This window comes from Streptomyces sp. NPDC002790 (assembly GCF_040295505.1).
GTDB lineage: Bacteria > Actinomycetota > Actinomycetes > Streptomycetales > Streptomycetaceae > Streptomyces.
This window is the reverse complement of record NZ_JBEOVM010000070.1, coordinates 1-14,191: the sequence shown is the minus strand read 5'-3', so window position 1 is coordinate 14,191 and position 14,191 is coordinate 1. Positions and strand designations below refer to the sequence as shown.

Here is a 14,191-nt window from a genome sequence, read left to right as displayed (position 1 = left end):
CCGGCGCGCCGGTTGGACGGCGCGACAGAATGACGTATGCGGACATGGCGGCAGGAGCAGTGAAGATGGTCGGTGGACCGCGGGTTCCGGAGCAGCGGCGCGCCGCCGCGCCCGAGGACCCCTCGGACGCGGCCGTCGGCGCCGACCTGCGCTTCAGCGTGCTCGGCCCGGTCCGGTCCTGGCGCGGCGCGGAGCCCCTCGCCACCGGCTCCCCGCAGCAGCGCGCCCTCCTCGCCGCCCTCCTCCTGCGCCAGGGCCGCACGGCGACGGCGGCCGAACTCATCGACTCCGTATGGGGCGAGGAGCCCCCGTCGCAGGCGCTGGCCGCGATCCGCACGTACGCCTCGCGGCTGCGCAAGATCCTCGGCCCCGGCGTCCTGGAGACCGAGGCGGGCGGCTACGCGCTGCGCATGGCGCGGCCCGACGCCCTCGACCTGGTGGCCGCCGAGGACCTCGCGGCGCAGGCCGAGCGGGCCCGGCACTCCGCCGACCTGTGCCGGGCGCGGACGCTGATGAACGAGGCGCTCGACCTCTGGGACGGCGAGCCGCTGGCCCACGTACCCGGACCGCACGCCGAGACGGAGCGGGCCCGCCTTGAGGAATGGCGACTCCAACTCCTGGAGGCCCGCCTCGACATGGACCTGGAGCAGGGCTGCCACGCCGAGGCGGTCTCGGCGCTCACCGCCCTGACCGCCGACCACCCGCTCCGCGAGCGCCTGCGCGAACTGCTGATGCTCGCGCTCTACCGCTCGGGCCGGCAGGCGGAGGCCCTCGCCGTCTACGCGGACACCCGCCGCCTCCTCGCCGACGAGCTCGGCGTGGACCCGCGCCCCGGCCTCTCGGAGCTCCAGCAGCGCATCCTCCAGGCGGACCCGGCCCTGTCGGAACCCTCTGTCCGGCCGCCCGAGCCCTCGCAGACACCACAACACCCGGCCCAACTCCCGGCCACGGTCCCGGACTTCACGGGCCGCGCGTCCTTCGTGACCGAACTGAGCGAAACGCTCGCCGCCGCGTCCTCCGAATCGGGCACCGGCTCGGTGATGGCGGTCTCGGCGGTGGCGGGCATCGGCGGCGTCGGCAAGACCACCCTCGCCGTGCACGTGGCACACGCGGCGCGCGCCGCCTTCCCCGACGGCCAGCTCTACGTGGACCTCCAGGGCACCAGCCCGCACCCCGCCGAGCCCGAGACGGTCCTCGGCTCCTTCCTGCGCGCCCTCGGCGTCTCGGACTCGGCGGTACCCGAGGCCCTGGACGAGCGCTCGGCCCTGTTCCGCTCGACCCTCGACGGCCGCAGGACCCTGGTCCTCCTCGACAACGCGCGGGACGCGGCGCAGGTCAGGCCGCTGCTGCCGGGGACAGCGGGGTGCGCCGCGCTGATCACGGGGCGGGTGCGGATGGTCGACCTGGTCGGCGCGCACCTGGTGGACCTGGACGTCATGTCGCCCGACGAGGCGCTGCTCCTGTTCACCCGCATCGTCGGTGAGGAACGGGTGACGTCCGAGCGGAAGGCGGCCCTCGACACCGTCGCGGCCTGCGGCTTCCTCCCCCTGGCGATCCGTATCGCGGCCTCCCGCCTCGCGGCCCGCCGCACGTGGACGGTCTCGGTCCTCGCCGCGAAGCTCGCGGACGAGCGCCGCCGCCTCGACGAACTCCAGGCCGGCGACCTGGCGGTCAAGGCCACCTTCGAACTCGGCTACGGCCAGCTGGAACCCGCCCAGTCCCGCGCCTTCCGCCTCCTCGGCCTCGCGGACGGCCCCGACATCTCCCTGGCGGCGGCCTCCGCGGTCCTCGACCTCGGCATCGAGTCGACGGAGGACGTCCTGGAGTCCCTCGTCGACACGTCCCTCCTCGAATCCGCCGCTCCGGGCCGCTACCGCTACCACGATCTGGTCCGGCTCTACGCGCGTGCGTGCGCGGAGCGGGACGAGACCGGGGAGGAGCGGGACGAGGCGATGTCACGCCTGCTGGACTTCTACCTGGCGACGGCGGCGGGCGTCTACGCGATCGAGCGGCCCGGAGACCGGCTGGTGGATCACCTCACGCCGACCGCCCACCCCGGCCTCTCCTTCGAGGACCGGCAGGCGGCCCGGGACTGGCTCTACTCCGAAGCCGTTCCGCTGCTTTCCTGTGCCCGGCAGGCGACCGGCAAGGGAGCGCTGCTCAGGGGAATCGACCTCCTGTGGGCCGCGGTCGACCTCGCCGAGTCCGGAGCGAACTCGAAGGAGTACGAGGCGACCGCCGCGCTGTTGCACGGGGCCGCCCAGGAGATGTCCGACGTCCGCGGCGAAGGCAGGGCCTGCGTGGTCCTGAGCAACGCACGGCTCTTCTCGGGGGCCTTCGAGCGGTCCGAACAGGAGGCGCGCCGCGCGCTGCGCCTCGCCGAGACCCACGACGACCCGCCGGCCCGCTGCTGGTCGGCCAACATCCTCGGGAACATCGCCTTCTACCAGAGCCGCCACCAGGACGCCGAGGTCCACTTCAACCGGGCCATCGACGAGTTCCGGGCATGCGAGGACCTGTCCGGCTCGGCCAGCCCGCTCTGCAACCTGTCCCGGATCCACCTGGCCACGGGACGAGCTGACTCCGCGGTCACCCTCGCCCGCCAGGGCACCGAGATATACGAGCGCCTCGGCCACTCCCTCCGGGTCGCGAACGGCCGCTACGCACTGGGGCTCGCGCTGGGCAGCACCGGCCAACACACGGACGCCACCGAGCAGTTGGACCAGGCGCTCGCCATCTTCCGCAACAGCCGTCAGCGGCTCTGGGAGGGCATGACCCTGTGCCGGCTGGCCGAGGTGGACCTGAAGGCCCGCCGGCCTGCGCGCGCCGCGAGCAACGCCGAGACGGCGCTGACGATGTTGCGCGACATCGGCGGTGCATGGCGCCGCGGCAATGTCCTCACCGTGCTGGGCAAGGCCCTCGACGGCATAGGCCAACCGGGCCGCGCCGAGGTCTGCTGGCGCGAAGCCCTGACGATCTACGAGGAGTTGGGCTCACCGGAGGCCGCTGACGTACGGTCGCTCCTGACGCCCGCCACGGCGTCGTAGCGAGTGACGATCTCGGCCGCGACGTCCCTTCGGGGCGGTCCCCCGGGACGTTCATCGTTCGTTTATCGCGAGGGTGCAGTCTCCATGTTGCCGGGCCGTCGCGTCGGGGGGCAGACGGACCACCGGAAGGGCCAACCGGCCGCCCACGGGGGAGCGGCCGGTTGGCTCCGTCCCAGTCCAGTCCAGCACGTTCACAGGGGAGGCACCACGATGAGCACAGAACAAGACCCGGTCGTCGAGCCGAACAACACCCACGTCACGGGTGGCGAGGACGGCGAGGAGATCCAGCCGCTCAACACTCACGTGACCAGCAAGCCGGCCGCTGTCGACGCGGACGGCGGCGAGGTCAAGCCGGACAACACCCACGTGACGTCCGAGCCGAGCTAGACCACTTTCCCGACGGGGATCGGCCGCGGCGGAGCGGAGGGGGAACCGCCGCGGCCGAGGTGTGTGATCAAGCCCCGCCGGCGTTTGAGGCGCGGGGTCCGGGGCAGAGCCCCGCAACCACGACGCGCCGGAAACATCAGTCCAGCTTGCGCGCCACTTCCGTGGCCCAGTACGTGAGGATCATGCTCGCGCCGGCCCGCTTGATGCCGAGCAGCGACTCCATGATCGCCGGGTCCCGGTCGATCCAGCCGCGCTGCGCCGCCGCCTCGATCATCGCGTACTCGCCGCTGATCTGGTACGCCGCCACCGGCACGTCGGACTCCTCGGCAACCCGGGCCAGGATGTCGAGGTAGGGACCGGCCGGCTTCACCATCACCATGTCGGCGCCCTCTTCGAGGTCGAGCGCCAACTCCCGCAGGGAGTCCCGGACGTTGGCCGAGTCCTGCTGGTACGTCTTGCGGTCGCCCTGGAGCGAGGATCCGACGGCCTCGCGGAACGGGCCGTAGAAGGCGGAGGAGTACTTCACCGAGTAGGCGAGCACGGCGACGTCCTCGCGGCCGATCTGGTCCAACGCGTCGCGCACGACGCCGATCTGACCGTCCATCATGCCGCTGGGGCCGACGATGTGGGCGCCCGCGTCCGCCTGGACCTGCGCCATCTCCGCGTACCGCTCGAGCGTCGCGTCGTTGTCGATCCGGCCCTGCTCGTCGAGGACGCCGCAGTGGCCGTGGTCCGTGAACTCGTCCAGGCACAGGTCCGACATGACCATCAGGTCGTCGCCGACCTCGGCACGCACGTCGCGCAGCGCGACCTGGAGGATGCCGTCGGGGTCCGTGCCGACCGTGCCCCGGCCGTCCTTCTTCTCGTCCAGCGGCACGCCGAACAGCATGATCCCGGAGACGCCCGCCGCGGCGGCCTCGGCCGCGGCCTTCTTCAGCGAGTCACGGGTGTGCTGGTACACGCCCGGCATGGAACCGATCTCCACCGGGGCGTCGATCCCCTCGCGCACGAACGCGGGGAGGATCAGGTCGGCCGGATGCAACCGCGTCTCGGCGACCATGCGCCGCATGGTGGAATTCGTCCGCAGCCGCCGCGGCCTCGAACCAGGAAAAGAACCGTACCGAGTCACTGCAATTCTCCTCGTACTACATGCAACACCACTGCCGCAGGGGCCATTTATAGCCCCTGCGGCGATTTAGCCGGGGCTACTTATAGCCCCTGCGGCGATTGAGCAGGCCCGTCCGGCAGAACAAATTCCAGCCCCTCCGGCGATTGAGGAGGCCCGTCCCGCAGGACATTCGTCCGCTACGGAGCCGCGCGCCGCCGCCGCGACCCCGGCCGCCGCTCGCTCGGCCGAGTGACCGGGTCCCCGGCCTCGATCGCGGCGGCCCGCCTCTTCGCACCAAAGTCCGCAAGCGCCGCCGCCAACTTCAACACCGACGGCTCCGGAGCCATCACATCGACCCGCAGCCCGTGCTCCTCGGCCGTCTTCGCCGTCGCCGGACCAATACACGCGATCACCGTCACGTTGTGCGGCTTACCCGCGATGCCGACCAGGTTCCGCACCGTCGACGACGAGGTGAAGAGCACCGCGTCGAAGCCGCCGCCCTTGATCGCCTCACGCGTCTCCGCCGGCGGCGGCGACGCGCGCACCGTCCGGTACGCCGTGACGTCGTCGACCTCCCAACCCAGCTCGATGAGCCCGGCGACGAGGGTCTCGGTCGCGATGTCGGCGCGCGGCAGGAAGACGCGGTCGATCGGGTCGAAGACCGGGTCGTACGGCGGCCAGTCCTCCAGGAGACCCGCGGCCGACTGCTCGCCGCTCGGCACCAGGTCCGGCTTCACGCCGAAGGCGATGAGAGCCTGCGCCGTCTGGTCGCCCACTGCCGCGACCTTGATCCCGGCGAAGGCGCGGGCATCGAGCCCGTACTCCTCGAACTTCTCGCGAACGGCCTTCACGGCGTTCACGGACGTAAAGGCGATCCACTCGTAACGACCGGTGACGAGCCCCTTCACCGCGCGCTCCATCTGCTGCGGCGTGCGCGGCGGCTCGACCGCGATGGTCGGCACCTCGTGCGGCACGGCGCCGTAGGAACGAAGCTGGTCGGAGAGCGAGGCCGCCTGCTCCTTCGTCCTGGGGACGAGCACGCGCCAGCCGAACAGCGGCTTCGACTCGAACCAGGACAGCTGGTCGCGCTGGGCGGCGGCACTGCGCTCACCGACCACGGCTATGACGGGCCGGTTGCCCTCGGGCGACGGCAGCACCTTGGCCTGCTTCAGGGTCTGCGCGATCGTGCCGAGCGTCGCCGTCCAGGTCTTCTGCCGCGTCGTCGTACCGGCGACCGTGACGGACAGCGGGGTGTCCGGCTTGCGGCCGGCCGCGACCAGCTCACCGGCGGCGGAGCCCACCGCGTCGAGCGTCGTCGACACGACGACCGTGCCGTCGGACGCGCCGACCTCGGTCCAGCAGCGCTCGGAGGCGGTGCGGGCGTCGACGAAGCGGACGTCGGCACCCTGCTGGTCACGGAGCGGCACACCGGCGTACGCGGGCACGCCCACGGCCGTCGCGATGCCCGGCACGACCTCGAAGGTGATGTCGGCGCCCGCGCAGGCGAGCATCTCCTCGGCCGCGCACGTGTCGAGGCCGGGGTCCCCGGCGACCGCACGCACGACCCGCTTGCCGCCCCTCGCGGCCTCCATGACAAGATTGGCCCAGTCCCGCAGAGCCGGGACCACAACGGCAGTTGACGGGCCGTCAGTGGTCGCCGCACGCTCCGGGGCGCCCGTGGCGTCGAGGACGGTCACGCCGGCCTTGGCATGCGTCCGCACGACGTCGAGCACTTCGGGCTCGGCGATCAGCACATCCGCTCGGGACAGGGCCTCCACGGCCCTGAGGGTGAGCAGTCCCGGATCTCCGGGACCCGCACCCAGGAAGGTGACGTGCCCAGGTGCGCAGGCGGTCGATACAGCGGTGGTGGGGCTCATCGTGCTCGCTCCCCCATCAGACCGGCCGCACCCTTGGCCAGCATCTCGGCGGCGAGTTCCCGCCCGAGTGCCAGCGCCTCGTCGGTGGACGAGGGCACGGGACCGGTGGTGGACAGCTGCACCAGCTCGGAGCCGTCGGTCGAGCCGACGACGCCGCGCAGGCGCATTTCTTTGACAATCTGCCCGTCGACCAGAAGGTCGGCCAGTGCACCCACGGGTGCGCTGCATCCGGCCTCCAGGGCGGCGAGCAGGGATCGCTCGGCGGTCACGGCGGCCCGTGTGAACGGGTCGTCCATCTCGGCGAGCGTGGCCACGAGTTCGCTGTTTCCAGCGGCACACTCGACAGCCAGTGCCCCCTGGCCGGGGGCGGGCAGAATCATGTCGGTCGGGAGGAACTCGGTGACTTCCTCACTGCGACCGGTGCGGCTGAGACCCGCGGCCGCGAGGACCACCGCGTCCAGCTCGCCCTTCTCGACGAAACCGATCCGGGTGTCGATGTTCCCACGGATCGGCACGGTCTCGATCCGTATGCCGTGGCTGCGCGCGTACCCGTTCAGCTGCGCCATGCGGCGCGGCGAACCGGTACCCACGCGGGCACCCGCGGGAAGATCCGTGAACTTCAGTCCGTCGCGCGCGATCAGCACGTCCCGCGGGTCCTCGCGCACCGGTACGGCGGCGAGGGCCAGCTCCTCGGGCTGCGCGGTCGGCAGATCCTTGAGGGAGTGCACCGCGAAGTCCACCTCGCCCCGGGCGAGCGCGTCGCGCAGCGCGGTGACGAAGACTCCGGTGCCGCCGATCTGCGCGAGGTGCTCGCGGGAGGTGTCGCCGTACGTGGTGATCTCCACCAACTCGACCTCGCGGCCGGTCAACTGACGTACGGCTTCGGCCACATGCCCGGACTGGGCCATGGCCAGCTTGCTGCGCCTGGTGCCCAGCCTCAGGGCTTTCTCGGCGGTCATGCCGGGCCTCGATTCTTGCCTTCTGCTTCGTGGGGGGTGGCCCGGGAAACGGCGGCGACCGTCTCCTGGTCCAGGTCGAACAGGGTCCGCAGGGCGTCCGCGTACCCGGCGCCGCCGGGCTCGGCGGCAAGCTGCTTGACCCGTACGGTCGGCGCGTGCAGCAGCTTGTCCACCACGCGCCGCACGGTCTGGGTGATCTCCGCGCGCTGCTTCTCGTCGAGGCCCGGGAGCCTGCCGTCGAGCCGCGCGATCTCGCTCGCCACCACGTCCGCGGCCATCGTGCGCAGCGCGACGACGGTCGGCGTGATGTGCGCGGCCCGCTGCGCGGCGCCGAACGCGGCGACCTCGTCGGCCACGATGGACCGCACCAGGTCGACGTCGGCGGCCATCGGGGCGTCCGCGGAGGCGTCGGCGAGCGATTCGATGTCGACGAGGCGGACCCCGTCGATCCGGTGCGCGGCCGCGTCGACATCGCGCGGCATCGCCAGGTCGAGGAGGGCCAGCGCCGTCTGTCGTACGGGCCCGGGGGTGCGCTCGCGGCGCATCTCCGGCACCCGTCCCGCGACGGCGAGCGCGGCGATGGTCTCGGCCTCCGAGGCCTCGACGGGGCGGACCTGCTCGCCCGGGGCGTTGTCGACCCAGGCGCCGTGCTGCTCGAGGGCGGCGGCGTCGAATCCGGCGACCGCGGCCTCGCCCTCGACGGAGAAGCCACCGCGCACCGTCTCGACGGAGCCGCCGTCCGCGGCGGACCGGCCCGGGGCCGCGGCCGGTGCGCCCGGCACCTCGCTGCCCGCGGTCGGCGTGCGGCCCGCGACGGCGGAACGTACCGCGTCGGCGGTGAGCACGAGCCCGGTCGCGCCGGTGCAGGAGATGGCGACGTCGGCACGTGTCAGTTCGTCCGCGACGGCGTCCATCGCGACGGCACGGGCGGTCGTCCCCGCCTCTCCCAAGATCTCTACGAGCCGGTCGGCGCGCTCCACCGTCCGGTTGGCGACGACGACTTCGGCGACCCCGGCCCGCGCGAGCGTGGCCGCGGCGAGCGAGGACATCGAACCGGCGCCGATGACGAGCGCGCGCCTGCCCCGCGCCCAGACGTCCACCGGCTGTCCGGCGGCGAGCTGCTCCAGGCCGAAGGTGACGAGCGACTGCCCGGCGCCGTCGATCCCGGTCTCCGAGTGGGCGCGCTTGCCCACCCGCAGGGCCTGCTGGAAAAGGTCGTTGAGGAGCTTGCCCACGGAGTGCAGCTCCTGGGCACGCGCGAGCGTGTCCTTGATCTGGCCGAGGATCTGGCCCTCGCCGACCACCATCGAGTCGAGCCCGCACGCCACCGAGAACAGGTGGTGCACCGCCCGGTCCTCGTAGTGCACATAAAGATGCGGAGTGAGCTCCTCGAGGCCGACACCGCTGTGCTGAGCGAGCAGCGTCGACAGCTCGGCGACACCGGCGTGGAACTTGTCCACGTCCGCGTACAGCTCGATGCGGTTGCAGGTGGCGAGCACCGCGGCCTCGGCGACCGGTTCGGCGGCGAGCGTGTCCTGCAACAGCTTGGCCTGGGTGTCCGCGTTCAACGCGGCGCGCTCCAGGACGCTCACGGGGGCGCTGCGGTGGCTCAGACCCACCACGAGGAGGCTCATGCCGGCATCACGGCGGGCACGTCCCCGTCGGGTCCCTTGCGGTCGTCGTTGTGCTTCGCGGCGGCGGGCTTGGTGACCTTGGCGGCGGGGCCCTCGACGCCCACAGCGCCCTCGGCGGCGCCGTCGTCGGGCGCCTCGCCGGCCTTGCGTTGCTCGTGGAAGGCGAGGATCTGCAGCTCGATGGAGAGATCGACCTTGCGCACGTCGACGCCGTCGGGAACGGAGAGCACCGTCGGCGCGAAGTTCAGAATGGAGGTGACACCGGCGGCGACGAGCCGGTCGCAGACCTGCTGCGCGGCGCCCGCCGGGGTCGCGATGACGCCGATGGAGACACCGTTCTCGTCGATGATCTTCTCGAGGTCGTCGGCGTGCTGCACGGCCATGCCCGCGACGGACTTGCCGGTCATCGCCGGGTCGGCGTCGAGCAGCGCCGCGACGCGGAAGCCGCGCGAGGCGAAACCACCGTAATTGGCAAGCGCCGCACCGAGGTTGCCGATACCGACCATCACGATCGGCCAGTCCTGCGTGAGGCCCAGCTCGCGTGAGATCTGGTAGACGAGGTACTCGACGTCGTAGCCCACGCCACGAGTCCCGTACGAACCGAGGTACGAGAAGTCCTTGCGCAGCTTCGCGGAGTTGACCCCCGCGGCGGCCGCGAGCTCCTCGGAGGAGACCGTTGGCACCGAGCGCTCCGACAGTGCGGTGAGGGCTCGGAGGTACAGCGGAAGCCTGGCGACGGTGGCCTCGGGAATCCCTCGGCTGCGGGTCGCCGGTCGGTGAGTTCGGCCAGTTGCCACGGTGCTCCTGCGGGTAGAGCGGGGCTGTGGGCGGCACCCTGCTACTCGACCGCCCCGTCGAATGCAGGCTATGTCTTTGTGAACGCGTGCACAAAGATGGTGTCCGATTTGCCCGGCCAACGTGACCGGGCTCACGCACGCCCCGCGCGCATCTCTGGAACCGGCGCGCGGGTGGCCTCGTTGCTCACCAGTGGGGGCCAAAACGGCACACTCTCCTCAACGTTGCCAAGATTCACGCCCCCGAGACCAAAACCGCCCTCGATCCTAAGCGACTTTTGGGACCACTTGGACTGGTCGGTCAGTGACCCGGTCGACCGCTCCCGCTCCGCGTAAGCGGTCCGTCACCGCGTGAGCGCGCGCCGCAACCGATCCTCCTGAACACGCCAGAAGTCGTGCTGCGCACCGTCGACGAGAACGACCGGGATCTGCTCCCAGTACTTGCGGTACAACTCCTCGTCCTCGGTGATGTCCTTCTTCTCCCAGGCCGCTCCGACCTCGGCGCACACCTTCTCGATCACCGACTGTGCGTCGTCGCACAGATGACAGCCGGGCTTCCCGATCAGCGTGACGGTCCGCTCACTCGGATCCTTCTTCTCGCGCGTACGAAAAATGGGACTCATACCGGCCATTCTCGCCCCACGCGGGGCCCTCCCGTCGCCGAGAATTCACGTACGGACAGGCTCCCGAAACCCGCTCGACTCCGGAACCCCCGAACACCATCGCTATGCTCACGACATGTCCCGCCCGTCACCCGACCGCCACCCCGGTAGGAGGCACTCCGTGCCGCTGATTGGATTCGGATGGCTCACCCCCCGTAGGCGCTCCGCCACCGCGCGGAGCGTGCTGGCAGGCGAGGCTTCGGCCGAGGCCGCCCGCAAGTCCTCCCAGGAGCTGGAGGACCAGGCGCCGCAGCTCGACGAGGGGCCCCAGGAACCGGAGTTCCCGGTCGCGGGCGACGACAAGGCCGCCGCCTTCTTCGACCTGGACAACACCGTGATGCAGGGCGCGGCGATCTTCCACTTCGGCCGCGGCCTCTACAAGCGAAAGTTCTTCGAGCGCCGCGAGCTGACGCGATTCGCCTGGCAGCAGGCCTGGTTCAGGCTGGCGGGCGTCGAGGACCCCGAGCACATGCAGGACGCCCGCGACAGCGCCCTGTCCATCGTGAAGGGCCACCGCGTCGCCGAGCTGATGACCATCGGCGAGGAGATCTACGACGAGTACCTGGCCGACCGCATCTGGCCCGGCACCCGCGCCCTCGCCCAGGCCCACCTGGACGCCGGGCAGAAGGTCTGGCTGGTCACCGCCGCGCCCGTGGAGATCGCCACGGTCATCGCCCGCCGCCTCGGCCTGACCGGCGCACTCGGCACGGTCGCCGAGTCCATCGGCGGCGTCTACACCGGCCGGCTCGTCGGCGAGCCCCTGCACGGCCCCGCGAAGGCCGAGGCGGTCCGCGCGCTCGCCTCCGGCGAGGGCCTGGAGCTGGGCCGCTGCGCCGCGTACAGCGACTCGCACAACGACATCCCGATGCTCTCGCTCGTCGGGCACCCGTACGCGATCAACCCGGACACGAAGCTGCGCAAGTACGCGCGCGAGCGTGACTGGCGGCTGCGGGACTACCGCACGGGCCGCAAGGCCGCGAAGGTCGGACTCCCCGCCGCGGCCGGCGTCGGCGCGGTCGCGGGCGGCACGGCGGCGGCGATCGCGCTGCACCGCCGCCGTCGCTGACGACATTCCGAACGTCTTACCCGTGACCGGCTCCCGTCAGTCACGCAAGTACCACTCGGCCACAACACGTCACCACCAGAGCCGGAATTTGAACGTAATCGATCAACAAGTGGTCACTCTCTGGTACTTGAATCGTCGCCGAGCGACTACAGAAGTGACGTAACCGGTGATTTGAGCAACTGGGTGTAGCGCTCCCTGCACGAAGCGTTATTCTCCTCAGACGCAAACCGGTACCCACGCGTCAGTACGACGGGTGAACGGTCCCGCACTGCACGTGATGGAAGCTCTGCCTCTGGGAGTCCCGTGTACCCACACGTCGGGGTTGACGCCTCGGGCCTGGCAACGCTGCACGCGACGGTCGTGGACCGCTTGCGCGGTTTCGTCCCCACCGCGTACGCCGTCCCCGCCCTCGCCGCTGCGGCTGCCTCGCCCGTGCCCGCCCCTGCCTCGCCATGTTTCGCCATGGCCGATTCGACCGCGGCCTCCGTAGGCCGGCGGGCCCGTTCCGGGTCCGCCCGCGCCTCGGGGACCGCCGCCAGGTCGGCCACACCTACGGCCCGCCGTCCCGCGGCCGACAGCGACAGTGCCCGCATGATGGACCTGGTCGAGCGCGCCCAGGGGGGCGAGGCCGACGCGTTCGGCCGGCTCTACGACCAGTACAGCGACACTGTCTACCGCTACATCTATTACCGCGTCGGCGGGAAGGCGACAGCGGAGGACCTCACCAGTGAGACCTTCCTGCGCGCGCTGCGCCGCATCGGCACGTTCACCTGGCAGGGCCGCGACTTCGGCGCCTGGCTGGTCACGATCGCGCGCAACCTGGTCGCGGACCACTTCAAGTCGAGCCGCTTCCGCCTGGAAGTGACCACCGGCGAAATGCTCGATGCGAACGAGGTGGAGCGTTCCCCCGAGGACTCCGTCCTGGAGTCCCTCTCCAACGCGGCTCTGCTCGACGCGGTGCGCCGCCTCAACCCACAGCAGCAGGAGTGCGTCACGCTGCGCTTCCTGCAGGGCCTGTCCGTCGCCGAGACCGCTCGCGCGATGGGCAAGAACGAGGGCGCGATCAAGACCCTCCAGTACCGGGCCGTACGCACCCTGGCGCGACTTCTCCCGGACGACGCCCGCTGAACCCGGGCGCCGTTTCTTCATCCCTGGGGCCGTTACTGCCCGCAGTCCCCAACTCACCTACGGTGAAAGAGAGATGGGATCGCGCTCGGATCATCTTTCGCGCGTAACCCAAGTACCGAGCCGCTCGTTGTGCGGGATGCAGGCTCCCTGTGGTCACTCCCGACCAGGATCCACTCACTCGTTGGTGTGTATCCGTGACCGGGGGTGCAACCCCAGGACCCCCTGGGGAGTCGACCGTCATGATTGAGAGGAGGTGCCGCCAGTGATCGCGAACGTATCGGCACACCGGCGGGCGAACGCCTTCGCCCAGGCCCTGGAGGACCAGTCCGACCAGGGCCCGGCGGCGCAGCGACCGGAAGAAGAACCGGCCGCCCGGCGCAGCGATGCGGCGACGGCCCAGGAGGGCGGACTGCTGTCCCTGGCCGCGGCTCTCGGCGAGCTGCCGAAGCCGGAGTTCGATCCCGAGGTCAAAGTGGTGCAGCGGGCGCAGCTCGTCGCCGCCATGGAGGCCATGGTCCAGGAGGGCGGCGCGGCCACCTCCGTACCGAAACAGCGCCAGGGCAAGGGCGCCCACAGGGCGAGTCCACTGCGGAAGCTGCGGCCCCGCTCCCGCCTGACCAAGGGCATCGCGGCAGGCGGGCTCACGGTCGGTGTGGCCGCCGGCGCGTTCACCGGCGTGGCCGCGGCCTCGTCCGGCGCGCTGCCGGGCGACCACCTCTACGGCCTCAAGCGCGGCATGGAGGACCTCAAGCTCGGCATGGCGCACAGCGACTCCGACAAGGGGCAGGCCTACCTCGACCAGGCGTCGACACGGCTGAGCGAGGCGCGGCGGCTCATGGAGCGCGGCCGGTCGGGACAGCTCGACCACGAGTCCGTGGGCGAGGTCAGGCGCGCGCTCTCCGGGGTGCAGTACGACGCCTCCGAGGGCCACCGGCTGCTCAGTGACGCGTACAAGCGCGACGGCGCCCTCGGCCCGATCCAGGCCCTCTCCACCTTCTCCGACGCGCACAGGCAGAGCTGGACGGCCCTGAGCGACCGTCTGCCGGTCCAGCTCGGTGACGTGCGGGACCAGGTCAGTTCGGTCTTCGACGCCATAGACGAGGAAGTCGGCCCGCTGCGCTCCCTGCTGCCGCGGACCCCGGACGAGAAGGGCGGCTCGACGCGCCCGGGCACCGGTCGGGACGGTACGTCGCCGGGGACGCCGGACACCGGCAGCTCCACCCCGTCCGGCTCCGCCTCCAAGGACGACAAGACGTCGGCGAAGCCGAAGCCGTCCACGTCCGACTCCGGCAAGGACGAGGAGGGCCTGCTCGGCGAGAACACGGGCGGCCTCCTCGACCCGCCGAAGGACCGGACGAGCCCGAGCCCCTCGGACGACAGCCCGGGCTCCGACACGGGCTCGGGTACCCCGAAGCCGGACGTGACGGTGCCCCCGCTGCTCCCGGGCCTGCTGCCGGGCCTGGGCGTCGACGGCGAGGACGCGAAGTAGGACCTACGAGGAGGGGGGGGGCGGGGACCGGACCGGTCCA

General features: G+C 71.5%; 11 protein-coding genes. 5 read left to right on the top strand and 6 right to left on the bottom strand.

Translation table 11 applies throughout. The features are described 5' to 3' along the window. Positions 1-65 precede the first annotated feature (65 nt). Positions 66-3,047, top strand: a complete 2,982-nt coding sequence (gene afsR, locus ABT004_RS25490) for an SARP-family global regulator AfsR (RefSeq protein ID WP_351341181.1) — start codon at positions 66-68, stop codon at positions 3,045-3,047. Between the two features lie 210 nt (positions 3,048-3,257). Then, positions 3,258-3,434: a hypothetical protein gene (locus ABT004_RS25485; protein ID WP_351341179.1), complete on the top strand. Its 177-nt coding sequence runs from the start codon at positions 3,258-3,260 to the stop codon at positions 3,432-3,434. Between the two features lie 136 nt (positions 3,435-3,570). On the opposite strand, the gene hemB is transcribed toward ABT004_RS25485, so the two are convergent. The 6 genes from hemB to ABT004_RS25455 form a co-directional block, all read right to left on the bottom strand. Then, complete coding sequence (gene hemB, locus ABT004_RS25480) at positions 3,571-4,563, bottom strand: porphobilinogen synthase (RefSeq protein WP_351341177.1); 993 nt, start codon at positions 4,561-4,563, stop codon at positions 3,571-3,573. Between the two features lie 176 nt (positions 4,564-4,739). Continuing rightward, on the bottom strand, positions 4,740-6,419 hold the full coding sequence (locus tag ABT004_RS25475; protein WP_351341174.1) for a bifunctional uroporphyrinogen-III C-methyltransferase/uroporphyrinogen-III synthase: 1,680 nt from the start codon (positions 6,417-6,419) through the stop codon (positions 4,740-4,742). Next, on the bottom strand, positions 6,416-7,378 hold the full coding sequence (hemC, locus tag ABT004_RS25470) for a hydroxymethylbilane synthase (protein ID WP_351341172.1): 963 nt from the start codon (positions 7,376-7,378) through the stop codon (positions 6,416-6,418). The genes ABT004_RS25475 and hemC overlap by 4 nt, the downstream gene beginning before the upstream one ends. After that, positions 7,375-9,012: a glutamyl-tRNA reductase gene (locus ABT004_RS25465; protein WP_351341170.1), complete on the bottom strand. Its 1,638-nt coding sequence runs from the start codon at positions 9,010-9,012 to the stop codon at positions 7,375-7,377. Before ABT004_RS25465 ends, hemC begins: the two co-directional genes overlap by 4 nt. Next, positions 9,009-9,809 (bottom strand): redox-sensing transcriptional repressor Rex, encoded by an 801-nt coding sequence (locus ABT004_RS25460; RefSeq protein WP_351341168.1) that lies wholly within the window; start codon positions 9,807-9,809, stop codon positions 9,009-9,011. Before ABT004_RS25460 ends, ABT004_RS25465 begins: the two co-directional genes overlap by 4 nt. Before the next feature lie 341 nt (positions 9,810-10,150). Further along, positions 10,151-10,438, bottom strand: a complete 288-nt coding sequence (locus ABT004_RS25455; protein ID WP_451193672.1) for a glutaredoxin family protein — start codon at positions 10,436-10,438, stop codon at positions 10,151-10,153. 157 nt (positions 10,439-10,595) lie between these two features. Between ABT004_RS25455 and ABT004_RS25450 the strand changes: the two genes are divergently transcribed. The 3 genes from ABT004_RS25450 (at position 10,596) to ABT004_RS25440 (ending at position 14,151) form a co-directional block, all read left to right on the top strand. Further along, positions 10,596-11,534 carry an HAD family hydrolase gene (locus ABT004_RS25450; protein ID WP_351341219.1) on the top strand — a complete coding sequence of 313 codons (939 nt, stop codon included), beginning with the start codon at positions 10,596-10,598 and terminating at the stop codon, positions 11,532-11,534. A gap of 303 nt (positions 11,535-11,837) precedes the next feature. Continuing rightward, a complete protein-coding gene (locus ABT004_RS25445; protein ID WP_351341164.1) occupies positions 11,838-12,662 on the top strand; it encodes an ECF subfamily RNA polymerase sigma factor, BldN family in 825 nt (274 codons plus the stop codon). A gap of 262 nt (positions 12,663-12,924) precedes the next feature. Beyond that, positions 12,925-14,151, top strand: coding sequence for a DUF5667 domain-containing protein (locus ABT004_RS25440; RefSeq protein ID WP_351341162.1), 1,227 nt, complete (start codon positions 12,925-12,927; stop codon positions 14,149-14,151). Positions 14,152-14,191: the final 40 nt, after the last annotated feature.